The following is a 25,027-nucleotide window of genomic DNA, read 5'->3' on the forward strand; positions in this document are numbered from 1 at the left end:
TTCTGCAAATACGATCTTGCGATCGACTGAATCAGAGGCGACGGGAGATGATGTCGAAGACGTGCCAGTGCTTCGGCCCCCGACCCGACGGGCCGTCCCTCTCGCGTTCGCTGAGTTCGACGATCTGCCATTGCGCAAGAAGGACCGCAACCTCGCTCGCCGAGTGTGTGAGCACGTCGTCGCGCGCAGCCCAATCGTCGCGATGTCCGAAGAGCTGACCCGCGAAGACGCCACCCGGGCAAAGCGCCGCAGTGATCAGCGTCCAGATGTGGGCGAATTCGGTCGCGCGAGCGAACGGCAACGAATAGCTTGCGAGGATGAGATCGGCATCCGGCAACTCGTCGAGATGCTCGAACGACGCATCCCGCGCATCGAGACGCGGTGATGCGTCCGCACGTGCCGCGATGCGCTCCCGCAGTCCGGGTGTCGCGTCGACGGACACGACCTTCCAGCCCCGATCAAGGAGGAATCGCGAGTCGACGCCGTCCCCGGCACCGAGGTCGATCGCCGTCCCCACGCGGGTCACGTGTTCGAGAGCCGCGATGAGGTGCGGTCGTGGCGCCCGGCCCGCCGCCGCGGAGTAGTACTGCTGCCAGTCGCTCGCCTCCGCCATCAGGCCATTCTCGCGCGGTGCGCGGCTCTCGGGCGCAGCATCCGCTCGCCTGTCACGAAGTGCGCGGGCGCGCGGCGTGTTGTGACAGGAGAAGCGGGCGCGACCGCGCGGCACCCCCTCGTCTGTCGCGAAGTGCGCGGGCGGGCGGCGTGTTGTGACAGGGGAACGGGATGCCCCCGGGGGCGCCCCTAGGCGACGTCGAGCGCGATCCGGGCGCGGCGCGCGACGTCGAGGATGCGTCCGACGTTCTCGACCGCGACGCCCGGTTCGTCCGCCCCGAGGTGCTCGAGGGTCGCGAGCTGCGAGGCCAGGAGCGCCGGCGGCATGAAATGCTGACGCGACCGCATCCGACGGTCCAGCTCCTCGGGCGAGACGACCAACTCGACGAAGCGCACGTCGGGAGCAGCGGCGCGGATCCGGTCGCGATAGCGCCGCGCGAGGGCGGAGCATGCGACGACGAGGCCCGGCGCCTTGGCGAGGGTCTGTCCGACGATGTCGAGCCAGGGCGCGCGATCATCGTCGTCGAGCGGGTGACCCGCTTCCATCTTCTCGACGTTGGCAGCGGGGTGCAGATCGTCCGCATCGACGAAGTCCACGCCGAGGTCGACAGCGAGGGCCGCGCCGACGGCGGTCTTGCCCGATCCGCTCGGACCCATGACGACGACGCGCGGTGCAGTGCTCACGATTCCACCTTCGCAGAGTTCATAGCGACGACGACCTTGCTGCTCTCGGCGGAGCGCCGTGCGGTCTCGAACGCGTCGACGGCCGCGTCGGGGCGGAACTCGTGGGTGATGACGGCCTCGATCTCGGGGCGACGCCGCAGGACCTCGATCGCCTCGTCGATCTCGTCGAGGAAGCGGAAGGCACCGGTGAGCGTCGCCTCCTTGGAGATGAGCGGGGCGATGTTCACGCCGACCGGCTGGTTCGGCAGCATCCCGATCTGCACGATGGTGCCTCGACGGCGCACGGCGGCGATCGCGGACGACACCGCGGGTGCGGCACCGGAGCACTCGAGGACGACGTCGTACGTGTCGGACGGGATCTCATCCTGGCCGACGCGCCAGACGCCGTCGGCCCCGAGCGCCCGTGCGCGCTCCAGCGGCTCGGGCAGCAGGTCGGTGATCTCGACGCTCGCCGCTCCCGCCTCCTGCGCGGCGACGACGGCGAGGAGCCCGATCGGACCGGCGCCGCACACGAGCACGCGCGCACCGGCGAGGGAGCCGGCGCGGCCGGCGCCGTGCAGGGCGACGGCGAGCGGCTCGGCCAGGACGGCGCGGCGCACGGGCAGGTCGGCGGGCAGGGTCCGGATCATGCCGGCATCCACCACCAGGTAGTCGCTCATCGCGCCCTGCGTGTGCGGGGTCGTCGCGGCGCTGCCGAGGTAGCTGCCGCCGGGACGCAGGTGCGGCTCGACGGGAGTCGACCCCTCGGGGCCGAAGCGGGCGGGATGCACCGTCACCGGCGTGCCGGGTGCGAAGCGACCGTCGGGGTCGAGGTCGATCCAGCCCGACAGCTCGTGCCCGGGAACGAGAGGCTCCGTCACCACGAACGCGCCGTTCGCGCCCTCGGAGTAGTAGTGCAGGTCGGACCCGCAGATGCCCACGTATCCCACGCGCACGCGGACCTGCCCCGCGTCGGGCTCGGGGACGGGACGATCCGCCACCGTGAGGTCGAGCTTGCCGCCGATGACGACTGCGTCCATGTGTGTCTCTCCTCGGATCAGACGACCGCGGTCATGCCGCCGTCGACGAACAGGTTCTGGCCGTTCACGAAGTCGCTCGCCGCCGAGGCGAGGAACACGAGCGGTCCGCGCAGCTCCGCGACGTCGCCCCAGCGGCCGGCCGGGGTGCGCTGGGCGACCCAGCTGGAGAAGTCGGCGTCGGCGACGAGCGCCGCGTTCATCTCGGTGGCGAAGTACCCCGGCGAGAGCGTGTTGACCTGGATGCCGTGGCGCGCCAGGTCAGCGGCCATCCCGCGACTGAGCTGGGCGATACCGCCTTTGCTCGCGGCGTACGGCGCGATGGTCTGACGGCCGAGCAGCGACTGGACCGAGGCGATGTTGATGATCTTGCCCGAGCCGCGCGCGATCATGCCGGGGGCCACGAAGCGCGACACGTAGAACGCGCTCGACAGGTTGCTCGAGATGACGGCATCCCAGTCCGCGACGGGGAACTCCGCGAAGGGCGCCCGCCGCTGGATGCCGGCGTTGTTGACGAGGATGTCGGGAGTCCCGACCCGCTCGACGAGCTCACCGATCGCCGTCTCGACAGCCGCGGCATCCGTCACGTCGAACAGGGTCGTCTCGGGACGGATGCCGGTGCGCTCGGCGATCGCGTCGGCGCTGCGGCCGACCGCCTCGGCGTCGCGGCCGTGCACGATGACCCGGGCGCCCGCCTCGGCGAGACCGACGGCCAGGCTCTGGCCGAGCCCCCGCGACGATCCCGTCACGAGGGCCAGGCGGCCGGTGAGGTCGAAGACGTCAGACAAGGGACACCGCGCCGAAGATGCCGAGCACGATGAGGAAGCCGACGACCGATTCGATGGCCTGCTGCACGGTCCACGTCTTGAGCGTCGTCTTGACGTCCATGCCCATGAGGCGACCGACGAGCCAGAAGCCGGAGTCGTTGACGTGACCGGCGAAGACCGAGCCGGCGGCGGTGGCGAGCACGATGCAGGCGACCTGCAGCGGGTTGAAGCCGCCGGAGACCACGGCCGGGGCGACGAGGCCCGCGGCGGTCACGAGGGCGACCGTGGCCGAACCCTGCGCCACGCGGAGGAGGACGGCGATGATGTAGGCGGCGAAGATGACCGGCACACCGATCGAGGCGAGCGAGTCCGAGAGCGCGTCGCCGATGCCCGAGGCGCGAAGGACGCCGCCGAACATGCCACCGGCGCCGGTGATGAGGACGACCGAGCAGATCGGCCCCAGCGAGGACTCGACGATCTTGTCCAGAGCGCTGCCGCCGACACCGCGGCGGGTGCCGAGGACGAACAGGGCGACGAGCACCGCGATGAGCAGGGCGACCTGGCTCGTTCCGATGAGGCCGAGCGCCTGCACCCAGACGGCGGTGCCGTCGACGGCTCCGGACGAGACGAGCGCGGCGGAACCGGTGTTGAGGAGGATCAGGACCAGCGGGATGGCGATGACGCCGATGACGGTGCCGGCCGTCGGCGGGTTCGTGGGCTCGACGTCCTCGCCGAACAGGCGCGGGATGGCGAGCGGGATGCGGCGGTCGATGAAGCGCGCCCAGAGGTAACCACTGAGGTACCAGGTGGGGATCGCGACGACGAGGCCGATGAGCAGGACGAGGCCGAGGTTGGCGCCGTAGGTCTCGCTGGCCGTGATGGGGCCGGGGTGCGGCGGCACGAAGACGTGCATGACCGAGAAGGCGGCGGCGGCCGAGATGCCGTAGAGCAGCATGTGCTTGCCGCCGATGCGCCGGGCCACCGCGAAGATGATCGGCAGCATGACGACGAGGCCGGCGTCGAAGAACATCGGGAAGCCCATGAGGAGCGACGCGACGCTGAGGGCGATCGCGGCTCGCTTCTCGCCGAAGACCGAGACCATCTTCTCGGCGAGCACGCGGGCGCCACCCGAGCTCTCGATGAGGGCGCCGAGCATCGCTCCGAAACCGACGAGGAGCGCGACCGTGCCCACCGTGGAACTGAAGCTGTCGATCAGCACCTTGCCGATGCTGCCGATGGGGATGCCGGTGGCCAGCGCCGTGAGCAGCGAGACCAGCACCAGCACGATGAACGCGTGCAGGCGCGCCTTGATGATGAGCAGGAGGATCAGGGCGACCGCTCCGGCCGCGATCAGGAGGAGCGGTAGCGCTCCGAGTGTTTGCGTCCACTCATCCATGGGTGTGTTCTCCAGTGAATCGTCCCGGTGCCGGGGCCATTCCCGGCAGCGAGCCCACGGTGCCACATAAGTAGTACCTTTCGCAAGCGAATGATCGTACTTTTCGCGGTAGCGTGAGCATCGCTACGAAGGACACCGATGCCCACGCCTGCCACCACCGCATCCCACGCCCACATCGTCGAGACCCTCGGCCGGAGGATCGTCGGCGGTGAGCTGCCGCCCGGAACCGGGCTGACCCTCGCCGGTCTCGAAGAGTCGTTCACCGCGTCGCGGACGGTCGTGCGCGAAGCGGTCCGGGTCCTGGAAGCGCACGGGCTGCTCACCTCCCGTCGCCGCGTCGGACTCGTCGTCCGCCCGCAGGCGGAGTGGGACATCCTCAATGCGGACATCATCGAGTGGTCGCTCGACAGCCCGCGTCGGCGCGACGTGCTGATCGAGCTGACCGACCTGCGCGTCGCCGTCGAACCCGTCGCCGCCCGGCTGGCCGCGGAACGGGCGGGGGATGCCGAGCGCGACGAGCTCGTGCGGTGGGCGACGCTGCTCAGCGACCTCGGAAATCAGGGACTCGGTGACTCGGACGAGTATCTCGATGCCGACATCGCCTACCATCGGCTCCTCCTCAAGGCCTCTGGCAACGCCCTGTTCGAGAAGCTCGGTGACCCCATCGCCGAGATCCTGCGCGGCCGATCGGTGCGAGGTCTGACGCCCGGGATGCCGCGCGTCGGCACCCTCGAGGCCCACCTCGCGACGGCCCAGGCGATCCGCGACGGCCGCGGTGCCGACGCGGAGGCGTCGGCCCGAGAGCACCTGACCCTCGTCTCCGTCGAGGTCGAGGAAGTCTGACTCAGGGCGCTTGACGCGTATACCCTAGGGGGGTACCGTATTCAGCATGAACGGATACGACGCGAACAAGGACGATCTGCAGAAGCGGCTGCGCCGCGTCGAAGGCCAGGTCCGCGGCATCGCGCGCATGGTCGACGAGGACAAGTACTGCATCGACATCCTCACGCAGGTGTCCGCCGCGACGAAGGCACTCGAGACCGTCGCGCTCTCGCTGCTGTCCGACCACCTCAGCCACTGCGTCGCCGAGGCGAGTGCCGAAGGCGGCCAGGTCGCCGCCGACAAGATCCGCGAGGCGAACGACGCGATCGCGCGTCTCGTCCGCTCCTGAAACCCGGAGGAAGAACACCATGACCGACCGCATCCAGCTCGGACTCACCGACGTCTCCGCGTCCGCCGCAGCCCCGGCATCCGCTGTCAACGAAGAACTCCTCGTCACCGGGATGACCTGCGCGCACTGCGTCGCGAGCGTTCGTGAAGAGCTCTCCGAGATCGACGGTGTCGAGGCTGTGTCCGTCGACCTCGTCGCCGGCGGCACCTCGCACGTCACCGTGCACAGCGCGACCCCCCTCGACGACGACGCCCTGACCGCCGCCATCGAGGAGGCCGGATACACCCGGGTGTCGGCGTGAGCACCACCGACGTCGAGCTCGAAATCTCGGGGATGACCTGTGCCTCGTGCGCCACCCGCATCGAGCGGAAACTCAACAAGCTCCCCGGCGTCGAGGCATCCGTCAACTACGCCACCGAGAAGGCGCGGGTCCGTGCCGAGGGTGTCGAGACAGCGCAGCTCATCGCGGCCGTCGAGGCCGCGGGCTACGCCGCGACCGTACCCACGCCCGAGCCGGAAGCGGCCGAGCCCGAGGACGAGACGAAGCCCCTCCGACAGCGGCTGCTGATCAGCGCCGCCCTGTCGCTCCCCGTTGCGCTGATGTCGATGATCCCGCCGCTGCAGTTCGAGAACTGGCAGTGGCTCGCGCTGACCCTCGCCGCTCCCGTCGCGGTCTGGGGCGCGTGGCCGTTCCACCGGGCCGCCGCGGTCAATCTGCGCCACGGCGCGGCGACGATGGACACCCTCATCAGCCTCGGTGTGATCGCGTCGTTCGGCTGGTCGCTCTACGCGCTCTTCCTCGGCGGCGCCGGCATGCCCGGCATGACGATGACCTTCACGCTGGTCGGTGCGCCGCAAGCGGGCGGGCACGAGATCTACCTCGAGGTCGCCGCGCTCGTGACAGTCTTCATCCTGGCGGGCCGCTACATCGAGGCCCGAGCGAAGCGGGCGTCGTCCGAGGCGCTCCGCGCGCTCCTCGAACTCGGGGCGACGGATGCCGCGAAACTGCAGAACGGTGTCGAGACGCGCGTGCCGGTCTCGCAGCTCGTCGTCGGCGACACGGTCGTCGTCCGCCCCGGTGAGAAGATCCCGTCGGACGGACTCGTCACCGCAGGGCTCAGCAGCATCGACGCGAGCATGCTCACGGGTGAGTCGATGCCCGTCGAGGTCGCCGAAGGATCCCGCGTCGTCGGCGCGACGATCAACGTCGGCGGGCGCCTCGAAGTGCGGATCACCCGCGTCGGCGCCGACACCGAACTCGCCCGGATGCGGCGGCTCATGGAGGAGGCGCAGACCGGCAAGGCCCAGGTGCAGCGCCTCGCCGACCGGGTCTCGGCGGTCTTCGTGCCCGTCGTGATCGGGCTCGCGCTCGCCGCGCTCGTCGGCTGGACGATCGCCGGTGCGCCGTGGGAGCTCGCCTTCACCGCCGCCGTCGCGACGCTCATCATCGCGTGCCCGTGCGCGCTCGGACTCGCGACCCCGACCGCCCTGCTGGTAGGAACCGGACGTGGGTCGCAGCTCGGCATCCTGATCCGCGGACCGCAGGTGCTCGAGCAGACCCGCACCGTCGACACGATCGTGCTCGACAAGACCGGCACCGTCACGACGGGGCGGATGAGTGTCACCGATGTGCTGCCTGCGGGGGTGGCGCGCGAGGAGCTTCTTGCGGTGGCGGCATCCGTCGAGGCGGGGTCGGAGCACCCGGTCGCTCGCGCCATCGTCGCGGCGTCGACACCGGGGATTGCCGAGTCGTTCCAGTCGCACGCCGGATTCGGTGTGCAGGGCGTCGTCGACGGCGCGGCCGTCGTCGCCGGCCGGCCGTCGTGGCTGGCCGAGCAGTGGGCCGTCGCCGTGCCCGCGGATCTGCCCGAGGGGACGGTCGTCGCGGTCGCGCGCGACGGCGCATACCTCGGTGCGATCGTCGTCGCCGATACGGTGAAGGACTCGAGCGCCGCGGCGATCGCCCGGTTCCGCGAGCTGGGGCTCGAGCCGATCCTGTTGACCGGCGACACGGCCTCATCGGCAGCGCGGGTAGCCGGCGACGTCGGGATCTCCCGCGTCGAAGCCGGCGTGACTCCGGCGGGCAAGCTCGACGCGATCCGTCGCCTGCAGGGTGAGGGCCGGGTCGTCGCGATGGTGGGTGACGGCGTCAACGACGCCGCGGCGCTCGCCGCTGCCGACCTCGGCATCGCGATGGGCGGCGGAACGGATGCGGCGATCGCGGCATCCGACATCACCGTCGTCTCGGGCGACCTGATCGTCGTCGCCGATGCGGTGCGCCTCGCGCGACGGACCCTGGGTGTCATCAAGGGCAACCTGTTCTGGGCGTTCGCGTACAACGTCGCCGCGATCCCGCTCGCGATGGCCGCGTTGCTGAACCCGCTCGTTGCCGCGGCCGCCATGGCGCTGTCGTCCGTGTTCGTCGTGACGAATAGCCTGCGGCTGCGCGGGTTCCAGGGGGTCGGGCGGGGCTGAGCGTGTGCTCGGCGCGCGGGCGTCGCGCCCGTTCGCGGATGCAATAGTTCGAGCGCGACACGCCGGGCCGCGGCATCCCTCACCGGGGTGTCGCCCCGGATCTCTTGCATTCGTTGACAGGGTGGCGCGCGGGAAGCGTCGAGGGAAATGTTCACCGATGCAATGGATGCCGAGCGACACGCCGCACTCCGGCATCCATCACCCGCGTGTCGCTTCGGATCTCTTGCATCGGCGGACGCCGAAGCGCGTGGAGGTGCAAGCGATGATGGAGCCGATGCTCGCGAACAGCCACGTCCTCCTCACCCCGATCACTCCTGACATCGCCCGCCGGATCATCGATCGCACCGAGCAACCGGGTGACGACTGGCATCCCGACTACCCGTTCGTCGACGAACTCGACCCGTTGGCCGCGCTGGCGGCCTCGGAACTGTCGGAGACTCCGTTCACGATGTACGCGATCCGACGCCCTGATGACCGCGCCGCCGTCGGCGGATTCGGGTTCTTCGGGCCGCCCGATGCGAGCGGCGCGGTCGAATTCGGCTACGGCCTGATACCCGCGGCACGAGGGTATGGGCTCGCATCGGCCGCGGTCATGCTCGCCCTGCATCACGCCGGGCAGTGGGGTGCGCTCCGCGCGAAGGCCGACACCGAACGCACGAACGCGGCATCCCGCCGGGTGCTCGAGAAAGCAGGGCTTCACGAGGTCGGCCGACGTGGGGACCTCGTGTTCTTCGAACGCGCCCTCGGCACCGTGACACGATCGGACCATGACTGACGCCGTGTACGCCGAGCTCGATCGACTGCTGGCCGCACGCGATCGCGACGACATGGCGCCGACACTGGCGGCTCTGAAAGTCATTTACGACGAGCATCCGACGGACGCGCGGGTGCTCTACGAGTACGCCGGCGCGCACGACACGGCCGGTCAGGAAGAGGCGGCTGCCGAGCTCTACGAACAGGCTCTCGCCGCTGGCCTCGAGGGAGATGTCCGACGCCGTTGCCTCCTGCAGTACGGCAGCACGCTGCGCAACCTCGGTCGTTTCGACGAGTCCCTCGCACTTTTCGCCGGAGCGCGGACGGAGTTCCCGGATGCCGCATCCCTTGCCGTCTTCGAGGCGATCACGCTGCACGCGGCGGGGCACGTGCACGCCGCGCTCGGATCGCTCCTCGATGTGATCGCCAGCTACGTCGACTCTCCCGAGCTCGAGCGCTACAAGCCGGCGATCCGCGGCAACGCCGCCTATCTGCGCGACGTGGACTCGGGAGAATCCGCCGGCTAGACCCCGGCCTCGCCGTGGCGCGCGTTCCGCAGCGGCGAGAACACGATCACCAACGCAGCGACGGCGAAGACCGCGGCCGCGACGCCGAGGCTGGCCGCGTACCCGAGCCAGGTGGCGAGCACCCCGGCGCCGAGGGCACCGAAGAAGAAGACGATGCGGTTCGTCGTGCGGATCGTCGCGTTCATGCGGCCCTGGATCGCATCGGGCGCGATCGCCTGACGATACGAGATGTCGTTCGCATCCTCGACGCCCATCGCCAGGCCGAAGAGGAACTGCGCGATCGACACGATCACGAGGAGCACCGTCATGGTCGTCGCGCTGCTGAGAGGGACGACCGCCAGGAGCAGCCACGGCACGACCGTCAGGCTGCGGCCGACGAGGATCGCCCGCCCGGCTCCGATCCGCTCGCCGACGGCGGGCGCGATGATCGCGCCGAGGAAGCCGCCGACCCCGCCGACGGCCACCGCGATGCCGTAGGCCCAGGCCGGCATCCCCAGTTCTCGGAGCGCGAAGACGGCGAACACGGTCGCCACGATGCTGTTGCCGAGGAACCAGACGTGCACCGACAGCGCCAGCGGGCGAAGCGTTTTGTGCCGGTACGTGAAGCGCATGCCTTCGACGATGTCGTGACCGATGTGACGACCCGCCCTGCGGGGAGCGGGCGCGGACTCGGTGACCCGGATGCGGGACTGGAGAACGGCCGACACCGCATGGATGACGGCCTCGAACACGAAGATGAGAGGCGCGCCGACGAGGGTGAGGAGTGCGCCCCCGGCAGCAGGGCCCGCCGTCCCCGCGACGGTCTCGCTCTGGCCGAGTCTCGCGTTCGCCGACACGAGGGACGACCGGGGGACGATCTGCGGCACGAACGGCTGCTCCGCCGACTGGGCGAACAGGGTCAGGACTCCGAGCGTGAGCATGATCGCCGCGAGCGACCAGAAGTCGAGGTGGCCGAGCAGCAGCAGGACCGGGATCAGCGCGAAGACGACCGCGCGGCCAATGCTCGTCAGCACCAGCGTGCGCTGCCGGTTCCAACGATCCATCAGCGCTCCGATGATGAACCCGAGAAAGAGGTACGGCGCGACGCCCAGCGCGTTCAGGATGCCGATCTGCGCCGGCGTCGCCGCGACCACCGTGACGATGAGCACTTGGAACGCGACGCTCGCGATGGCCGACCCGAACCCGCGGATGGTCGTCGCCGTCCAGAAGAGCCGGAATGCCGGGATGCGCAGGACCTCGGTTCGGCCTTCGCCGGACGATCCCGGCGGGCCCGCGTTGCGCATGGTGCGACCCTATCCGCGCGGGTGGGCGGGTGATGCGCGGTCAGCGGAAGTAAGCATCCGGGAGCAGTTCGCCGACCGGCCGCATCACGGGACCGTCGGCAGTGGGGATGGCGACCAGGATGTCCGGGTGCTGGTCGAGCAGGACCTGACGGCACCGGCCGCATGGTGGGATCAGGCCGCGCCCACCGTCGCCGGCCGCAGCGATGGCGAGGAGTCGCGGTGCCCCAGCGGTCGCCGCGACGCCGAGAGCGACCAACTCTGCGCAGGGCCCGCCGGTGAAGTGGAAGACGTTCACGGCCTCGTGGACGCGACCGTCGATGTCGATCACGGCGGCGGCGACGGTGTGGTTCGCGTTCTCCCCCAGCGTGCGGGCACGGGCCTCAGCCGCGGCGATGACCTGTTGGTCAGGTTCAGAGGGTCGCATGGAGGGCAACTGTAGTGTGCGCTGGGTCTTGTCATCGCTGGTGCGCAGGTTCGGACGACGCACACCTTGTCGACTTAGGCGGCGGCGTCCGCTCAATGCACGGCGCTGGCGGGTCGGAGGGTCGCGCCCATCTGCACGCGCCGCCCGTAGCGGTCGAGTCCGAGGCGTGCCTCGACCTCGACGAGGGAGCGGTGGAACGCGGTCGAGGGCTCCTCCTCGGCGAAGCCCACCGTCGCGTAGAACGGTGCGTTCCACGGCACGTCCGCAAACGTCCGGAGCGTGATCCGCGAATGCCCGCGTTCACCGGCGTGACGCTTCGCGGCCTCCGTCAGGGCCCGGCCCAGGCCCCGCTGCGCGAACGCCGGACTGACGGACAGCTGCTCCAAGTGGCACGCGTCGTCGATCTCCAGAACGTGCACGAAGCCCACGACGTCCTCGTCGATCTCCGCGACGAGAACGAACCCCAGGTCCGTGATGCGCTCCGCACCCGGGGGCGCCGGCGACCATGCATCGGGTTCGAGCCGGTCGATCAGGAGACGGTCCGCGTCGTTCTCGGTCCGTTCGATCGAGGTCGCGTCCGCCGTGGTTGCGAACCTGATGCGTGGCGGCACCTGACCAACGTACAAGTAGGCGGCATCCGGGGTCATGGTCGGAAGCCCGCGAAGCCAGCCTGTCGAGGTGATCTTCCGGCCCCGCCGGTGATGGATGCCGGGGCGCGGCGTGTCGCGCGGCATCCATTGCATCGGCCTACAGCCTCCACGCTCAGCACGCCGGCCAGGAGCCCGCGTTCGACACGGATAGAGTCCCGGAGTGTCCACAAACCCGTTCGGCGAAGTTCCTGTCCTGCCGGTGGCGATTCCGCTCGGCGTCGCACTGTTCGTCCTGCTGATCGCCGTGCTGGCGCGGCGGAAGAAGCTCACATGGGCTCGCGCCGTGACAGCTCTCGTCGTCGCGGTCTACGCCGCCGGGATCTTCGCCAACACGATCTTCCCGATCTACCTGACCCCGGTTGACAGCGGTGAGCCGTGGACCCCGAAGCTCGCGCTGGTGCCCTTCTACGACTACGAGGTCGACGACGCGCTCATGAACATCGCGGTCTTCGCACCGCTGGGAGTTCTGATTCCGCTCCTCGTGCGCCGCGCGTCCTGGGCGAAAGTTGTGCTCATCGCCGTCTCGATCAGCCTGGGGATCGAGTTCCTGCAGCTCGCGGCGCAAGCCTTCTTCGCCGGCGGTCACATCGCTGACGTCAACGACCTGATGTGGAACACCGTCGGAGGTGTCGTCGGGTACGGGGTCTACCTGGTCGCTCTGCGGATCCCCGGATTGTCCGCGCTCGTTCGCCTGTTCCGGTGGCACGAAAGTCCGGCTTCGGATTCAGCGTTGGGCGCACCCGGTGTCGGCGGACCCACGCCCTCGAGATCACCTGCGAAAACGGACGCCTCTTAGTCACCGCGGCTGCGAAAACGTGAAGGCCCCACCGGCTGACCGGCGGGGCCTTCACACATTCAGTCCACCTGGCTTACTTGAACGCGTCCTTGACGTTCTCGCCGGCCTTCTTGAGGTTCGCTTCGCGCTGGTCGGCTTCGCCCTCGCGGCGAAGGTCCTCGTCATTGCGGTGCTCGCCCAGGGCTTCCTTCGCCTTGCCGGCGATGTCCTGCGCAGCGTTCTTGATCTTGTCGTCGAGACCCATGGCACACTCCTCAGTTCGTGGGAACCCCAGGATCCGACTCGCGACGATTCCACTCAACCGCTTGATTTCGGCGCCGATTGGTGAGAGTCACAACTCGCGCCGCCGACTCGCCGTCGCCTCGTAGGCGTGCAGCCACACGAGGTCGAACTCCTCGCGGGTGATCCGGCCTCGCACGAGGTCCTGCTCCGCGTGGTCGAGCTCGTCGGCCTGCTGTTGGATGCGGTGGGCCACATCCAACGCCGACGGCGAGAACATCGCCTGCTTCGCGGTGGATGCGCGACCGATGAGGCGGCAGTGCTCCCACTGGATGGGGAGGTCGTGGGTGGTGCAGTCGACGAGCGCCAGACGGCGCGCGTCCTGCGAGTCGACGCGCAGAGTCACGCGGAAGACGAGGACCGTGACGTCCATGCCGATGCCGCGACGGCGGGCATCCTGCGTGTGCGGGTGCGCGCGGTCGCCGGTCATCACGCACGGCGTCCCTTCGAGCTCGGCCAGGCGCGTCAGCGACACACCCGCCACGGTCACATCGCGCACCTCCGCGACGGTGTGCTCGGGCCATGCCCGCCGTTCGATCGGATCGGGGATGCTGCGTCGCAGCGAGGGGAGGACCGTGGTCAACGTCATGAGCACAGTCCTAAGCGCTCGCCGAGGCCCGCGGAACAGGTCCGAACGGAACCCATACGGCCGGCCCGTGCGTCGCATCGGGCACCTAGGGTGAGGGGATGTTCACCGTCACCGAGTCCGTCACCATCGACCGCCCGGTGACCGAGGTGTTCGACTTCTTCACCGAGGGCCGCGCCCGCTGGGACGAGTCCGTCATCTCCGAGGAGCTCACCTCATCGCCGCCCGTCGGCGTCGGGTCGACTCTCCACACGCGGATGCGGGCGGTCGGCCGCGAGGTCGACTTCGACTGGCGCGTCACGGCCTACGACCCCGGTGCGCGGATGGCGGTGACCAGCACGAGCGGGATCATGGCCACGTCCTCCGACCTGCAGTTCGCCGACGCGAACGGCGCGACCGTCGTCGCCGTGCGCATCGACGCCGAGCCGACCGGGATCATGCGCCTCGCGGAGCCGATGATCGCCGACTCGATCCGCTCGACGCTGTCGACGTCGCTCACGCGCGCGAAGCGGATGCTCGAAAGCTCCTGACCCGGCGTCATCCTCTCGGCTGACACGGATGCCTCTCCAGGCCGACGCCCCGCGCGCGACGACTGCGTAGACAGGAAGCATGAAGCGCACACTCGCCGCCCTGTCCCTCGTCCTCGCCGCCGCCGGGCTCACGACCGCCTGCGCGCCGGGGAGTAGTGACGTCGAAGACCACGTCGTGACGGCAGTCAGCGGAGGCCCGTCCGTCCCGGTCGCAGACCTCGTCGACGACGCGGACGCGAAGCGGTTCACGATCGTGTGCCCGTACGAGCTGCCCGCGGATGTCGCGACCCGCCTCGGCGTCTCGGCGAAGGACCTCCCCGATCTGTCGAAACGCGACGACGCGCAGGCGCTCGTCGCCGTGACGGCGAACGGCGTCGATGCGGCCGAGTTCCGACGCGGACGCGTCGACCTCTGCTCCTCGGAGGGGCCGTGGCCGGTGTACGAGAAAACGGACACGGCCACCGTCGCCGTCACGCGGAACGAGGACGACGTCTACATCGTCACCCGAGCGAGCTGACGGCCTGTCACTTCACGAGCGGGCGCACCGTCGTGAAGCCGCCGTCGACCGGGATCACCTGACCGGTGATGCGACCGGCATCCGTCGACAGCAGCCAGTCCATGACGGCCGCGACATCGTCGGCGGTCTGCACACCACCGAGCGGGTACTGCTTCTCGGCGCCCTCGCGCTGCATCGGCACGCTCAGCATGCCGGCGGTCATCGGGGTGTCGGTCATGCCCGGGGCGACCGCGTTGACACGGATGCCGCGCGCGGCATACGTGGCGGCGGCGCTGCGCACGAGCGCCTCGACGCCTCCCTTTGCGGCGGCGATCGCCTCGTGGTTGGCGACGCCGATGCGGGCGACGACCGAACTCGCGAACACAGCGGCACCCGGCTGCTTACCCGTCGCCTCGAGCCAGGCCTGCAGGATCCAGATGCTGCTCTCGAGGTTCACGCGCAGGATGTCGCGCGCGGCGTCGGCCTTCGTCCGATGCAGCGGGGTGATGAGCGTGCTGCCGACCGCGTGCGCGAGCCATGCCGGTGCGTCACCCAACTCGGACCGGCAGCCCTCGAGCGCCGCGGCGGCACCCTCGGGCGTCGTCACGTCGGCTTCGATGTGCGCGTCCGCATCGACGGAGGCGAGGGATGCGGCATCCCGCCCCACCGCGGCGACGCGCAGACCGCGCGCCCGCAGCCGTGCGACGAGGGCGCTTCCGACACCGCCACGGGCGCCGGTCACGAGGGCGATGTCGGTCGAGGTCATGATGCTCTCCTTGCTCAGGTGTGCGGAACCGCGATGTCGCCGCGCCGGATCGCGTCGGCGCGCTCACGGATGCTGGCGATCTCGTCGTCGAGGCGCGACACGTTCTTCACCTGCAGTGACATGCGGTGATTGGCGGCGAGGGGCTCCTCGTGCCGGATGAGGTAGTCCCAGTAAAGGGTGGTGAAGGGGCACGCGTCGTCGCCTACCCGCTTGGCAGGGTCGAACGGGCACGTCTTGCAGTAGGGGCTCATGCGGTCGATGTACTTGCCGGTAGCGGCATACGGTTTGCTGCCCATCAACCCGCCGTCGGCGTATTGGCTCATCCCGAGCGTGTTCGGAAGTTCCGCCCACTCGACCGCGTCGACGTAGACCGCGAGGTACCAGGCGTGGACCTCCTTCGGATCGACGCCGAGCAGCATCGCGTACAGCCCGGTGACCATGAGCCGCTGGATGTGGTGCGCGTACCCGTTCTCGAGCGTCGTGCCGATCGCGTCCTGCAGGCACGCCATCGCCGTGTCGCCGGTCCAGTAGAAGTCGGGGAGCGGTTCGAACGCTTCGAACGCGTTCCGCTCGAGATACCCGGGCATCTGCGTCCAGTAGATGCCGCGGACGTACTCGCGCCACCCGAGGATCTGTCGGATGAAGCCCTCGACGGCAGGCAACGGCGCCTTCTTGTCGCGGTAGGCCGCCTCCGCCGCGGCGACGACCTCGCGCGGGTTCAGCATCTTCAGGTTCAACGACGACGACAGGTGCGCGTGCCAGAGCCACGGCTCGCCCGGCCACATCGCATCCTGCGTCTCGCCGAACCCGGGCAGGCGTTCCTCGATGAACACGTCGAGCGCCTCGAGCGCCTGCGCACGGGTGACCGGCCACGCGAACGAGTCGAGCGAGCCGGGGTGGTCGGTGAACCTCTTGTCGACGAGGGCGATGACCTCGCGGGTGGTCTCGTCGGGGTCGAACCGAGCGCGCGGGGGAACCAGCCCCGGTCCCTGCTTCGGGAACGCCTTGCGGTTGTCGGCGTCGTAGTTCCACGCACCGCCGACAGGCTGGCCACGGGTCGTCATCAGCACGTCGTGCTTCTTGCGCATCTCGCGGTAGAAGTACTCCATCCGCAGCGAAGTGCGGCCCTCGGCGTGCGCGGCGAACTCGGCGACGGTGCTGAAGAAGTGGCGGTCCTCACGGATGTCCAACGGGATTCCGCTGTGCTCGGCCACTTCGCGCAGCGCTTCGCGCACCCGCCACTCGCCGGGCTCCGTCACGACGAGCCCCTCGGGCTTCAGCTTGGTCACGTCGGCCGCGAGCTGGTCGGCCAGCGAGTGCTTCGTCGACCGACCGTCGAGCTTCGCGTAGTGCAGGGGACGCTCGGCATCCGTCAGCTCTGCGGCGAAGTGCCGCATCGACGCGAGGAAGACGGCGGTGCGCTGCTTCGTGCTCCAGACGTGCTCGGATTCGCCGGCGACCTCAGCCATCCAGACGGCATCCTGATCGGGGTCGAAGTCGTCGAACGCGCTCGAGTCGTGATCGAGCTGATCGCCCAGCACGATGACGAGGTGTCGCAGCATGGCGCCAGCGTAGGAAGAGGGTCGGACGGTTCCCAGCGCTTGTGTGCGCGACGGGGCTGCGCTAGCGGAGGGGTGTTCTGCCAGGGACTCCCTCGTCCGGGTCGCGGGGCTTAGCGTCGAGGGCAGGAGGTTGACACATGCACACCAGGACACTTGGACAGGACCTGCAGGTCTCGGCGATCGGGCTCGGAGCGATGGGGATGTCGCAGAGCTACGGACCCAACCCCGGCGACCGCAGCGAGATGATCGCGGTACTCCGTTCGGCGCTCGACGCGGGCGTCACATTCTTCGACACGGCCGAGGTCTACGGCCCGTACGTCAACGAGGAGCTCGTCGGCGAGGCCCTCGAACCGGTGCGCGACCAGGTCGTCATCGCGACGAAATTCGGGTGGGACATCCAGAACGGCCAGTCGGTCGGACTCGACAGCCGTCCGGAGCAGATCCGTCGCGTCGCCGACGCCTCGTTGCGCAGGCTCCGAACCGACACGCTCGACCTCTTCTACCAGCACCGGGTCGACCCGGACGTGCCCATCGCCGACGTCGCGGGGACGGTCGGCGAGCTCGTCGCCGAGGGGAAGGTGCGTCACTTCGGGCTGTCCGAGGCTTCCGCCGCGACGATCCGCGCCGCGCACGCCGTGTTCCCGGTGACCGCTGTCCAGAGCGAATACTCGTTGTGGACCCGCGACCCTGAGGTCGAGGTTCTGCCGACCCTGGCCGAACTCGGGATCGGCTTCGTGCCGTTCAGCCCGCTGGGCAAGGGATTCCTCACGGGAACGGTCAGCACCGACACCGCGTTCGACGACGGTGACATCCGGCGCCGGGTGCCGCGTTTCGAGGCGGAGAACCTGGCCGCGAACCAGGCGCTGGTCGATCACGTGAAGGTCCTCGCCGAGGCGAAGGATGCCGCGCCCGGCCAGATCGCGCTGGCGTGGTTGCTCGCGCAGCATCCGTCGATCGTCCCCATCCCCGGCACGCGGCGCACGTCGCGCATCCGCGAGAACGCCGCCGCGACCGAGGTGGCGCTGTCGGCGGATGAGCTCGCCGACCTCGACGGCCTCGCGCAGCGGGTCGGCGTCGCCGGCGACCGCTACAACGCGACCCTCATGGAGTACGTGAACCGCTGAGCGACGGCGGCCTGCGGCGCGCGGTACCGACGCGGGCTGGCATCCTGGGTGCATGCCCGCGACCGAGGATGCCCCCGACGTCGACGTCGAGCACGTCGGACGCGGCACCCACCGCACGCGGGTGACGCGCGTCGAGACCACGGCCGGCGACGGCGGACGGCCGTTCGTCCTCGTGGCCGGTGTCGGCGTCGCGGCGACGTACTTCGAGTTCCTCGCGCCCTCGCTCGCCGAGCACGGCGACGTCTTCGCGCTCGACCTGCCCGGCTTCGCAGGGATGCCGCGGCCCGGCGACCAGCCCACGGCCGAGTTCTTCGCAGACCGGGTCGAAGAGGTCTTCGACCACTACGGCCTCGATGATCCTGTCGTCATCGGTCATTCGATGGGCACGCAGGTCGTCACCGAGGTGCTGATCCGGCGGCCGCAGGTGCGTCACGCCGTCCTGGTGAGCCCCGTCGTCAACGACCAGGAGTCGTCACTCCCGATCGTCGCGCTCCGCTTCGCCCAGTCCGCGACGCGCGAGACGTTCCACCTCGCGATGACGGCGCTGTCGGCCTACGTCCTCTGCGGGTTCGTCTACTTCATGCAGGTGCTGCCGCACATGCTCCGATACCGGTTGGTCGAGCGGATGCCGCGGGTCGAGGCATCCGTCCTGTTCATCCGCGGCGAGTACGACGCGACGTCACCGCGCCGGTTCCACTCGCGGCTGGTCGCGGCCGCGCAGAACGCGCGCCGCTGGGAGATCCGCGGTGCGGCGCACTCGATCATCAACGCGCACGCCGTCGGGGCGGCCGAGCTCATCGTGACGCACGCGAACGACACGCTGCCGCCGAAGGGACGGATGCCGGCCGAGGAGGCCGCCGTCCCGCCGCCGCCGCACGCGGGCATCGGCGTGGTCTGGAGCGCGATGCGCGAACGCGCCGCCGAATGGTGGTCGGCCGCGCGCCGCGACGAGGCCGGCGTCGAACGCGCGAAGGAACGGCACGCCCGCATCCTCTGGCGCGTGTACTCCCGCGCCCGTCAGGACCCACGCCGCGAGGTGCGCTGAGGCGCGAGGTGCGCTGAGGCGCGAGGGGGACGGATGCCCGAGGGCGACAGCGTGTTCCGGCTGCGGGAGCGGCTGGCCGCGGCATCCGTCGGGCACGTCGTCGTCGCAGGCGAGCTGCGTTCCGGCGCGGCGGCGGGCACAGCGCTCGCCGGAGCGCGGATCATCTCGTACGACACGCACGGCAAGCACCTGCTGACCCGCTTCGACACCGGGCGGACGCTGCACACGCACCTGCGGATGCAGGGCAGCTGGACGGTGACGCGGCCGGGGCGCCGCATCCCTTCCCGAGAGGATCATCGGGTTCGCGTCCGGATGCGGCTCGACGACGGGTCGACGCTGTGGGGCATCGACCTGCCCGTTGTCGAACTCGTCGCGACTGCTGACGAGGGTGCGCTGCTCGGGTACCTCGGTCCCGATCCGCTGCGCGACGACTGGGATGCCGCCGAAGCCGTCCGCCGCCTTTCGGTACGGCCCGAGCGGCCCCTCGTCGCCGCGCTCCTCGACCAGCGCAACATGGCAGGACTCGGCAACCTGTGGGTCAACGAGACCGCGTTCCTGTCGGGGGTTCATCCGTTCGCGCCGATCGCGTCGGCCGACCTCGGGCCGCTCGTCGAGCGGGCAGCCCGGATGCTGCGGATCTCGGCCACCGTGCCGGGCATGTACCAGGTGACGACCGGCTCGACGCGGAAGGGCGAATCGCACTGGGTCGCCGGTCGCGCCGGGCGCCCGTGCCTACGGTGCGGCACCCGGATTCTCGTGCGCGACGAGGTCGCGAACGACCCCGAGCGTCGCCGCACGTGGTGGTGCCCGCGCTGTCAGCCTGATGCGTGACGGTGCGGCATCCGCAACCCCTTCGTCCGCGCCGGTCGGGCGACGTAGCGTCGCGGCATGGCTTCCACCCCTGCACCCAAGACGTGCGCCTCGTGCGGACGCGAGATCCAGTGGCGCAAGAAGTGGGAGAAGAACTGGGACGACGTGAAGTACTGCTCCGACGCGTGCCGGAAGCGCGGCATCCGTCCTGTCGACGAGAAGCTCACGGCGTCGATCCGCGATCTGCTCGATGCGCGCGCGGCGTCGGCGACGATCTGCCCGTCCGAGGCGGCGCGCGCCGTCGGCGGTGAGGACTGGCGCGACCTCATGGAGCCGGCGCGCCGAGCGGCGCGCCGCCTGGTCGCGATCGGCGAGGTCGAGATCACTCAGCGGGGTCAGGTCGTCGATCCGTCGACCGCGAAGGGACCGATCCGCATCCGGAAGGCACGCTGACGTGCAGACCTTCGTCCCGTTCGACGACCTCGCCCGCGGCATGGCGGCGCTCGACACGAAGCGGCTCGGCAAGCAGCGCGTCGAGACGCTGCAGGTGATGCGCGCGCTCACGATTCCGGACTACGGCTGGCGACATCATCCCGCGGTCGCCATGTGGCGCGGCCATCGGGCGGCGCTCATGGTGTACCAGGACCTCACGGTCGACGAGTGGCTCCGCCGCGGGTTCGCCGACACGACCCGCGCCTCGACGCTGGCGACCCTCGACGAGATCCCAGAGGATACCGCCGAGTACCGGTCGGGGACGGTGCGGATGCCGCCGTGGTTCGGCCGCGAGGACGTCCACCGCTCGCACCGCTCGAACCTGCTGCGGAAAGACCTGGAGTACTACTGGGCCCAGGGATTCGACGATCCCGATGACCTGCCGTACGTCTGGCCGAAGGCCGAGGCGGACTGACTCAGGCGGATGCCGCCCACTCCCGCACCTGCGCGAGGAGGTCCGCTTTGCGCCCGGCATCCGCGAACGACGCCTCGATCGAGTTCGCGGCGAGCTGCGCAAGCTCCGCCGTGTCGAAGCCGAGCGAGGCGACGGCGGCGTAGTTGTCGCCGATGTATCCGCCGAAGTACGAGGGATCGTCGGAGTTGATCGTCACGACGACGCCCGCGTCGACGAGCTCGCGCAGGGGGTGGGCGCTGAGCTCGGGCACGGCCCGCAGGCGCACGTTCGAGAGCGGGCAGACCGTCAGCGCGACGCGGTGCTCGGCGAGGTGCGCGAGCAGCTCGGGCTCGTCGATCGAGCGGATGCCGTGGTCCACCCGCTCGACCTCGAGCAGGCGCAGCGCCTCCCAGACGTACGCGGCCGGTGCCTCCTCGCCGGCGTGGGCGACGCGACGCAGTCCCAGCTCGGCGGCCCGGCGGAAGACGCCCTCGAACAGCGACGGCGGGTAGCCGACCTCCGCGGAGTCCAGGCCGATGCCGAGCAGCTCGTGCGCACGTGGCGCGATCTCGTCGAGAAGGGCTTCGGCCGACGCAACCGGGTGGTCGCGGACGATGCAGACGATCAGCCCGCCGGTGATGCCGAACCGCTCCCGCCCGATGTCGAGCCCGGCGCGGAGCCCGTAGATGACGACGTCGACCGGCACGCCGTTGACGGCGTGGACCTGCGGGTCGAAGAACATCTCGACGTGACGGACACCGTCGGCCGCGGCCCGCTCGAGATAGGCGGTCGCGAGGTCGGTGAAGTCCTGCTCGGTTCGCAGCACCGCCATGCACGCGTAGTACAGGTCGAGGAACGACTGCAGATCCTCGAAGTCGTAGCGGCGCCGCAGATCGTCGACGTCCGCGAACGGCAGGGTCACGCCGTTGCGCTCGGCGAGAGCGAACGCGAGTTCCGGCTCGAGCGTGCCCTCGATGTGCAGGTGCAGCTCGGCCTTCGGGAGGGTGCGCAGATCAGGGCTCGTCACGGGGAGCCATCGTACGCACCCGCACCCAGCACCCCCGAACGCCGGATCACCACCCGACATCGAGCATCGAGTGGTGATCCGGCGATGCGCTAGATCAGCGCTTGGCGCCCTTTCGGCCGACGAGCGCGCCGTAGATCAGCAGCACGATGAGCGAGCCGCCGATGGCGAGCAGCCACGTCGACAGCGAGAAGAACTCGTTCAGGTTGACGTTGAAGATCAGCCCGCCGAGCCAACCGCCGAGCAGCGCGCCGACGATGCCGAGCAGCAGCGTGACGAACCACCCGCCGCCCTGCTTGCCCGGCAGGATCAGCTTCGCGATCGCGCCCGCGAGCAGGCCGAGGATGAGGAAACCGAAAAAGCCCATGATGACTCCTTAGTAGTGAATCGGATACCGCTGGAACGGATGCCGTCAGTTCAGTCGCTTGCGCACGTCGTGCGCCACGTCCTTGACGGCGGCCGCAACCTTCTTCGCTTTCCGTTCACGGTCCTTCTTGGCCTTGCGCTCATCGCGCAACCGTACGAGCTGGTGGGGCACCGATTCGGACTTCTTCGCGGTCACCGACCGGCTGCCGATCACGTAGGCCGCGAACGCGATCGCGCCGAGGATCAGGATCTTGTTGCGCATGGTCAGGCGACGCGCGACTCGGTCTGCTCGTCCTCATCATCGGCGATGTGGACGTCGTGGATCTCGACGTTGACCTCGACGACGTCGAGTCCCGTCAGCCGTTCGATGGCGCCGGCGACCGAGTCGCGGACCTCGTCGGCGACGCGTCCGATCGGCGCGGGGTACTCGACGACGACCTTCAGGTCGGCGGCGGCCTGCGTCTCGCCGACCTCGACCTTGACGCCCTGCGTCAGGTCGGTCGCGTTCACGGCCTCGCGGATCGCGCCGAGCGCACGAGCCCCGCCGCCGCCGAGCGCGTAGACGCCGCTGACCTCGCGAGCGGCGATGCCGGCCACCTTGGCCACGACGCCGTCGGCGATCGTGATCCGGCCGGCGACCGTCTGGTCGTCCTGGTGACGGGTGGATGCCGCACGGTCGACGCGCGTGGCGGGGGTGGTCGTCGTCTTCTCAGCCATGGAAGTGTCCCTACTGTGTGCTCTGTGCCGCGCCGTGCCGAAGCGGCCGCGCGGGAGGGCGTCCCAATCCGCCCTCACAGATGAGAGGGCCGGAACGCAAGGAACGTCACAAAAAAGTCGCCGGGGATACCCTCGATGTATGACGACCCTGGCGTGCTGCGGAATCGAGCACACCGTGTCGTCGTTTGTCGGCTGTCCGCCGTCCGCGTCCTGAGGCACCCCTCCCACCACGTCTCAGCGACCCCCCGATCCCCCGCGGAAAGCGATCCGTCATGTCCTCTTCATCCCACACGGCACCGCACGAGATCTGGCGCGGGATCCGCCAGACCGTCCGCACCGACACCTTCGGCGGCATCCTGCTGCTGGCCGCCACGGTCGCGGCCCTCGTCCTCGCCAACTCGCCCCTCGCGGACTGGTACGTGGGCGTCCGCGAGACCTCGTTCGGCCCCGAAGCCCTCCACCTCGACCTCACCGTCGCGCACTGGGCAGCGGACGGCCTGCTCGCGATCTTCTTCTTCGTCGTCGGGCTCGAGCTGAAGGAGGAGATCGTCGCCGGGCGTCTGCGCTCGCCGCGTGTCGCCGCCGTCCCCGTCATCGGCGCGCTCGGCGGCGTCATCGTCCCGGCGCTCATCTTCACCGCCTTCACCGCGGCTGTCCCCGGCGACGCCGTGCGCGGCTGGGCGATCCCCACTGCGACCGACATCGCCTTCGCGATCGCGGTCTTCGCCGTCGTCGCGAAGGGCCTGCCTCCCGCGCTGCGCGTGTTCCTGCTCACCCTCGCCGTCGTCGACGACCTCTTCGCGATCACCATCATCGCCACCGTCTACACCGACGATCTGCAGCCGATCTGGCTCGCGGCCGCAGTCGTCCCGCTGGTGCTGTTCGCCCTGGCGGTGCGGCGCGGCATCCGTCACTGGTGGGTGCTGATGCCGCTCGCGATCGTCACGTGGGGCTTCGTGCACGCATCGGGCGTGCACGCGACCATCGCCGGTGTGATCCTCGCCTTCATGGTCCCCGCGACGGTGACGCCGCGGGCCCGCGTGCAGGTGGGGACGGATGCCGACGGTTCCCCGATCCACGATGCGTTGACGGCGCACTTCGCCGACCGCTTCGGGCCGATCTCGACCCTGGTCGCGCTGCCGATCTTCGCCTTCTTCTCGGCGGGCGTCACGGTCGGCGGTTGGGAGGGGCTGACGGCGGCCTTCGCCGATCCGGTGACCCTCGGCATCCTGGTCGGCCTCGTCCTCGGCAAGCCGATCGGCATCCTGCTCGCGGTGTTCCTGCTGACGCGCATCCCCGCGGTCCGGCGGACGTTCGAGCTGCGGTGGGGTGACATGGTGGGCGTCGGCCTGCTCGCCGGCATCGGGTTCACCGTCGCGCTGCTCGTGGGCGAACTCTCGTACGGGGTCGGATCGCTCGAAGACGAGCACGCGAAGATCGGCATCCTCGCCGGGTCGGTCGTCGCCGCGATCCTCGGCGGAGTCGTGCTCGCCTGGCGGGCCCGACGGGTGCGTCAGACTGGAACCACACCCCCGTCCTGAGGAGCCCCGTGAGCCGCACGCAGCCGACGCCCGCGATGTACCAGCGCAACGCCCTCGCGCCGAGCCTGCTTGCCGCGGCGGTGCTGTTCGTCGCGCCGGCGCTGCTCGAGAGCGACTGGTTCCTCACGGTGCGCTTCGTCGCGACGATCTTCGCGATCATCATCGGGTGGTTCGCGTTCCAGGCGAAGCACTGGTGGTGGGTGCCGGTGATGCTCGCCATCGCGGTGGTCTGGAACCCGATCTTCCCGTTCGAGTTCTCGGGTCCGATCTGGAGCGCCGCTCAGGTCGCTGCCGCGTTCGTCTTCCTCGGCGCCGGGGCGACGATCAAGACACCGCGCGAGGTCTGAGTCAGCGGAGGTCGAGCGTGACACCCGGGTGACCGGCGAACACCTCGAGCACGCGGTCGAAGTACGTCGCCCCCGTACCGGCGAGCAGGTCGTCGAGTTGCCGTTGCAGGTCGTCCGCGCGGAAGGTCCCCGGCTGCGCGAGCTTTCCGCGGAGCCACCGCTCGGTCTCGGCGACACCGAGCGCGTCGCGGCTGTGCGCGGCATCCCGCCAGACGATCCGGACGGCGTCATCCTCCGCCAGCGCCCCGTACCCGCCGTAGAGCAGGTCGTCGAGCGCGTCGAGACTGGCGCCGAGCTGCCAGTCCTCTCCGGTCATGAAGAGGCGGTTCAGTTCGACGTAGAGATCCGGGATGCCGCCGATGCGGCCCCCCTCGATGACGTACTCGGCCACGCG

33 protein-coding genes are annotated in these 25,027 nt (G+C 69.9%); 16 read left to right on the top strand and 17 right to left on the bottom strand.

The window, feature by feature from the left end:
* Positions 1–31: 31 nt before the first annotated feature.
* The 5 genes from BLR68_RS05995 to BLR68_RS06015 form a co-directional block, all read right to left on the bottom strand.
* Complete coding sequence (locus BLR68_RS05995) at positions 32–613, bottom strand: class I SAM-dependent methyltransferase (RefSeq protein WP_018187750.1); 582 nt, start codon at positions 611–613, stop codon at positions 32–34.
* A 188-nt stretch (positions 614–801) separates the two neighbouring features.
* Positions 802–1,296, bottom strand: a complete 495-nt coding sequence (locus tag BLR68_RS06000) for a gluconokinase (protein ID WP_018187749.1) — start codon at positions 1,294–1,296, stop codon at positions 802–804.
* The gene (locus BLR68_RS06005; protein ID WP_018187748.1) at positions 1,293–2,315 is read right to left on the bottom strand and encodes an L-idonate 5-dehydrogenase; all 1,023 of its coding nucleotides are present in this window, start codon (positions 2,313–2,315) and stop codon (positions 1,293–1,295) included. The genes BLR68_RS06000 and BLR68_RS06005 overlap by 4 nt, the downstream gene beginning before the upstream one ends.
* 17 nt (positions 2,316–2,332) lie before the next feature.
* The gene (locus BLR68_RS06010; RefSeq protein ID WP_018187747.1) at positions 2,333–3,100 is read right to left on the bottom strand and encodes an SDR family oxidoreductase; all 768 of its coding nucleotides are present in this window, start codon (positions 3,098–3,100) and stop codon (positions 2,333–2,335) included.
* Positions 3,093–4,475, bottom strand: coding sequence for a GntP family permease (locus BLR68_RS06015; protein WP_018187746.1), 1,383 nt, complete (start codon positions 4,473–4,475; stop codon positions 3,093–3,095). Before BLR68_RS06015 ends, BLR68_RS06010 begins: the two co-directional genes overlap by 8 nt.
* A 138-nt stretch (positions 4,476–4,613) precedes the next feature.
* Here BLR68_RS06015 and BLR68_RS06020 point away from each other — a divergent pair, with 138 nt between their 5' ends.
* From BLR68_RS06020 to BLR68_RS06045, 6 genes are all read left to right on the top strand, one after another.
* Positions 4,614–5,318: a FadR/GntR family transcriptional regulator gene (locus BLR68_RS06020; RefSeq protein WP_018187745.1), complete on the top strand. Its 705-nt coding sequence runs from the start codon at positions 4,614–4,616 to the stop codon at positions 5,316–5,318.
* Between the two features lie 46 nt (positions 5,319–5,364).
* Complete coding sequence (locus tag BLR68_RS06025; RefSeq protein WP_018187744.1) at positions 5,365–5,646, top strand: metal-sensitive transcriptional regulator; 282 nt, start codon at positions 5,365–5,367, stop codon at positions 5,644–5,646.
* Positions 5,647–5,665: 19 nt separating this feature from the next.
* Positions 5,666–5,947: a heavy-metal-associated domain-containing protein gene (locus tag BLR68_RS06030; protein WP_018187743.1), complete on the top strand. Its 282-nt coding sequence runs from the start codon at positions 5,666–5,668 to the stop codon at positions 5,945–5,947.
* On the top strand, positions 5,944–8,121 hold the full coding sequence (locus tag BLR68_RS06035) for a heavy metal translocating P-type ATPase (RefSeq protein WP_018187742.1): 2,178 nt from the start codon (positions 5,944–5,946) through the stop codon (positions 8,119–8,121). Before BLR68_RS06030 ends, BLR68_RS06035 begins: the two co-directional genes overlap by 4 nt.
* A gap of 262 nt (positions 8,122–8,383) precedes the next feature.
* Entirely contained in the window at positions 8,384–8,896 is a 513-nt protein-coding gene (locus tag BLR68_RS06040) for a GNAT family N-acetyltransferase (protein WP_040570604.1), read from the top strand.
* The gene (locus BLR68_RS06045) at positions 8,889–9,401 is read left to right on the top strand and encodes a tetratricopeptide repeat protein (RefSeq protein WP_018187740.1); all 513 of its coding nucleotides are present in this window, start codon (positions 8,889–8,891) and stop codon (positions 9,399–9,401) included. The genes BLR68_RS06040 and BLR68_RS06045 overlap by 8 nt, the downstream gene beginning before the upstream one ends.
* Here BLR68_RS06045 and BLR68_RS06050 read toward each other — a convergent pair.
* The 3 genes from BLR68_RS06050 to BLR68_RS06060 form a co-directional block, all read right to left on the bottom strand.
* Positions 9,398–10,684, bottom strand: coding sequence for an MFS transporter (locus BLR68_RS06050; protein WP_018187739.1), 1,287 nt, complete (start codon positions 10,682–10,684; stop codon positions 9,398–9,400). The two genes, BLR68_RS06045 and BLR68_RS06050, sit on opposite strands and share 4 nt — an antisense overlap.
* Positions 10,685–10,724: 40 nt before the next feature.
* Complete coding sequence (locus tag BLR68_RS06055) at positions 10,725–11,108, bottom strand: cytidine deaminase family protein (RefSeq protein WP_018187738.1); 384 nt, start codon at positions 11,106–11,108, stop codon at positions 10,725–10,727.
* A gap of 92 nt (positions 11,109–11,200) precedes the next feature.
* Entirely contained in the window at positions 11,201–11,719 is a 519-nt protein-coding gene (locus BLR68_RS06060) for a GNAT family N-acetyltransferase (RefSeq protein ID WP_026302939.1), read from the bottom strand.
* A gap of 199 nt (positions 11,720–11,918) precedes the next feature.
* Between BLR68_RS06060 and BLR68_RS06065 the strand changes: the two genes are divergently transcribed.
* A complete protein-coding gene (locus BLR68_RS06065) occupies positions 11,919–12,554 on the top strand; it encodes a VanZ family protein (protein ID WP_051082826.1) in 636 nt (211 codons plus the stop codon).
* Positions 12,555–12,627: 73 nt separating this feature from the next.
* On the opposite strand, the gene BLR68_RS06070 is transcribed toward BLR68_RS06065, so the two are convergent.
* Both BLR68_RS06070 and BLR68_RS06075 read right to left on the bottom strand, forming a co-directional pair.
* Complete coding sequence (locus tag BLR68_RS06070) at positions 12,628–12,798, bottom strand: CsbD family protein (protein ID WP_018187735.1); 171 nt, start codon at positions 12,796–12,798, stop codon at positions 12,628–12,630.
* A gap of 87 nt (positions 12,799–12,885) precedes the next feature.
* On the bottom strand, positions 12,886–13,422 hold the full coding sequence (locus BLR68_RS06075) for a hypothetical protein (protein WP_018187734.1): 537 nt from the start codon (positions 13,420–13,422) through the stop codon (positions 12,886–12,888).
* 98 nt (positions 13,423–13,520) lie between these two features.
* Between BLR68_RS06075 and BLR68_RS06080 the strand changes: the two genes are divergently transcribed.
* Both BLR68_RS06080 and BLR68_RS06085 read left to right on the top strand, forming a co-directional pair.
* Positions 13,521–13,949 carry an SRPBCC family protein gene (locus tag BLR68_RS06080; protein ID WP_018187733.1) on the top strand — a complete coding sequence of 143 codons (429 nt, stop codon included), beginning with the start codon at positions 13,521–13,523 and terminating at the stop codon, positions 13,947–13,949.
* Between the two features lie 79 nt (positions 13,950–14,028).
* Positions 14,029–14,466, top strand: a complete 438-nt coding sequence (locus tag BLR68_RS06085) for a hypothetical protein (protein WP_018187732.1) — start codon at positions 14,029–14,031, stop codon at positions 14,464–14,466.
* A gap of 7 nt (positions 14,467–14,473) precedes the next feature.
* Here the strand turns inward: BLR68_RS06085 and BLR68_RS06090 are convergent, their stop codons facing one another.
* Complete coding sequence (locus BLR68_RS06090; RefSeq protein WP_018187731.1) at positions 14,474–15,211, bottom strand: SDR family NAD(P)-dependent oxidoreductase; 738 nt, start codon at positions 15,209–15,211, stop codon at positions 14,474–14,476.
* A 14-nt stretch (positions 15,212–15,225) separates the two neighbouring features.
* Positions 15,226–16,773, bottom strand: coding sequence for a cryptochrome/photolyase family protein (locus BLR68_RS06095; RefSeq protein WP_018187730.1), 1,548 nt, complete (start codon positions 16,771–16,773; stop codon positions 15,226–15,228).
* Positions 16,774–16,910: 137 nt separating this feature from the next.
* On the opposite strand from BLR68_RS06095, the gene BLR68_RS06100 reads away from it, so the two are divergent.
* The 5 genes from BLR68_RS06100 to BLR68_RS06120 are packed head-to-tail and all read left to right on the top strand — an operon-like array spanning position 16,911 to position 20,659.
* Positions 16,911–17,897, top strand: a complete 987-nt coding sequence (locus BLR68_RS06100) for an aldo/keto reductase (protein ID WP_018187729.1) — start codon at positions 16,911–16,913, stop codon at positions 17,895–17,897.
* 52 nt (positions 17,898–17,949) lie between these two features.
* Positions 17,950–18,942 carry an alpha/beta fold hydrolase gene (locus tag BLR68_RS06105; RefSeq protein ID WP_018187728.1) on the top strand — a complete coding sequence of 331 codons (993 nt, stop codon included), beginning with the start codon at positions 17,950–17,952 and terminating at the stop codon, positions 18,940–18,942.
* Positions 18,943–18,975: 33 nt separating this feature from the next.
* Positions 18,976–19,773, top strand: coding sequence for a DNA-formamidopyrimidine glycosylase family protein (locus BLR68_RS06110; protein WP_018187727.1), 798 nt, complete (start codon positions 18,976–18,978; stop codon positions 19,771–19,773).
* A gap of 57 nt (positions 19,774–19,830) precedes the next feature.
* Positions 19,831–20,205 (top strand): DUF2256 and DUF3253 domain-containing protein, encoded by a 375-nt coding sequence (locus tag BLR68_RS06115; RefSeq protein WP_018187726.1) that lies wholly within the window; start codon positions 19,831–19,833, stop codon positions 20,203–20,205.
* A 1-nt stretch (position 20,206) separates the two neighbouring features.
* The gene (locus BLR68_RS06120; RefSeq protein ID WP_018187725.1) at positions 20,207–20,659 is read left to right on the top strand and encodes an MSMEG_6728 family protein; all 453 of its coding nucleotides are present in this window, start codon (positions 20,207–20,209) and stop codon (positions 20,657–20,659) included.
* A gap of 1 nt (position 20,660) precedes the next feature.
* Here the strand turns inward: BLR68_RS06120 and BLR68_RS06125 are convergent, their stop codons facing one another.
* The 4 genes from BLR68_RS06125 to BLR68_RS06140 all read right to left on the bottom strand — a co-directional run bounded on the left by BLR68_RS06125 (position 20,661) and on the right by BLR68_RS06140 (position 22,745).
* On the bottom strand, positions 20,661–21,665 hold the full coding sequence (locus tag BLR68_RS06125) for an adenosine deaminase (protein ID WP_018187724.1): 1,005 nt from the start codon (positions 21,663–21,665) through the stop codon (positions 20,661–20,663).
* A gap of 94 nt (positions 21,666–21,759) precedes the next feature.
* Positions 21,760–22,029 carry a GlsB/YeaQ/YmgE family stress response membrane protein gene (locus BLR68_RS06130; RefSeq protein ID WP_018187723.1) on the bottom strand — a complete coding sequence of 90 codons (270 nt, stop codon included), beginning with the start codon at positions 22,027–22,029 and terminating at the stop codon, positions 21,760–21,762.
* Between the two features lie 45 nt (positions 22,030–22,074).
* A complete protein-coding gene (locus BLR68_RS06135; protein WP_018187722.1) occupies positions 22,075–22,290 on the bottom strand; it encodes a hypothetical protein in 216 nt (71 codons plus the stop codon).
* A 2-nt stretch (positions 22,291–22,292) separates the two neighbouring features.
* Positions 22,293–22,745: an Asp23/Gls24 family envelope stress response protein gene (locus BLR68_RS06140; protein WP_018187721.1), complete on the bottom strand. Its 453-nt coding sequence runs from the start codon at positions 22,743–22,745 to the stop codon at positions 22,293–22,295.
* Positions 22,746–23,017: 272 nt separating this feature from the next.
* Between BLR68_RS06140 and nhaA the strand changes: the two genes are divergently transcribed.
* Positions 23,018–24,286, top strand: a complete 1,269-nt coding sequence (nhaA, locus tag BLR68_RS06145; protein WP_018187720.1) for a Na+/H+ antiporter NhaA — start codon at positions 23,018–23,020, stop codon at positions 24,284–24,286.
* 8 nt (positions 24,287–24,294) lie between these two features.
* A complete protein-coding gene (locus BLR68_RS06150) occupies positions 24,295–24,633 on the top strand; it encodes a DUF6804 family protein (RefSeq protein WP_018187719.1) in 339 nt (112 codons plus the stop codon).
* A gap of 1 nt (position 24,634) precedes the next feature.
* On the opposite strand, the gene BLR68_RS06155 is transcribed toward BLR68_RS06150, so the two are convergent.
* On the bottom strand, positions 24,635–25,024 hold the full coding sequence (locus BLR68_RS06155) for a barstar family protein (protein WP_018187718.1): 390 nt from the start codon (positions 25,022–25,024) through the stop codon (positions 24,635–24,637).
* Positions 25,025–25,027 lie beyond the last annotated feature (3 nt).

Origin of the sequence: Microbacterium sp. 77mftsu3.1 (assembly GCF_900100525.1) — a bacterium.
Lineage (GTDB): Bacteria > Actinomycetota > Actinomycetes > Actinomycetales > Microbacteriaceae > Microbacterium > Microbacterium aquilitoris.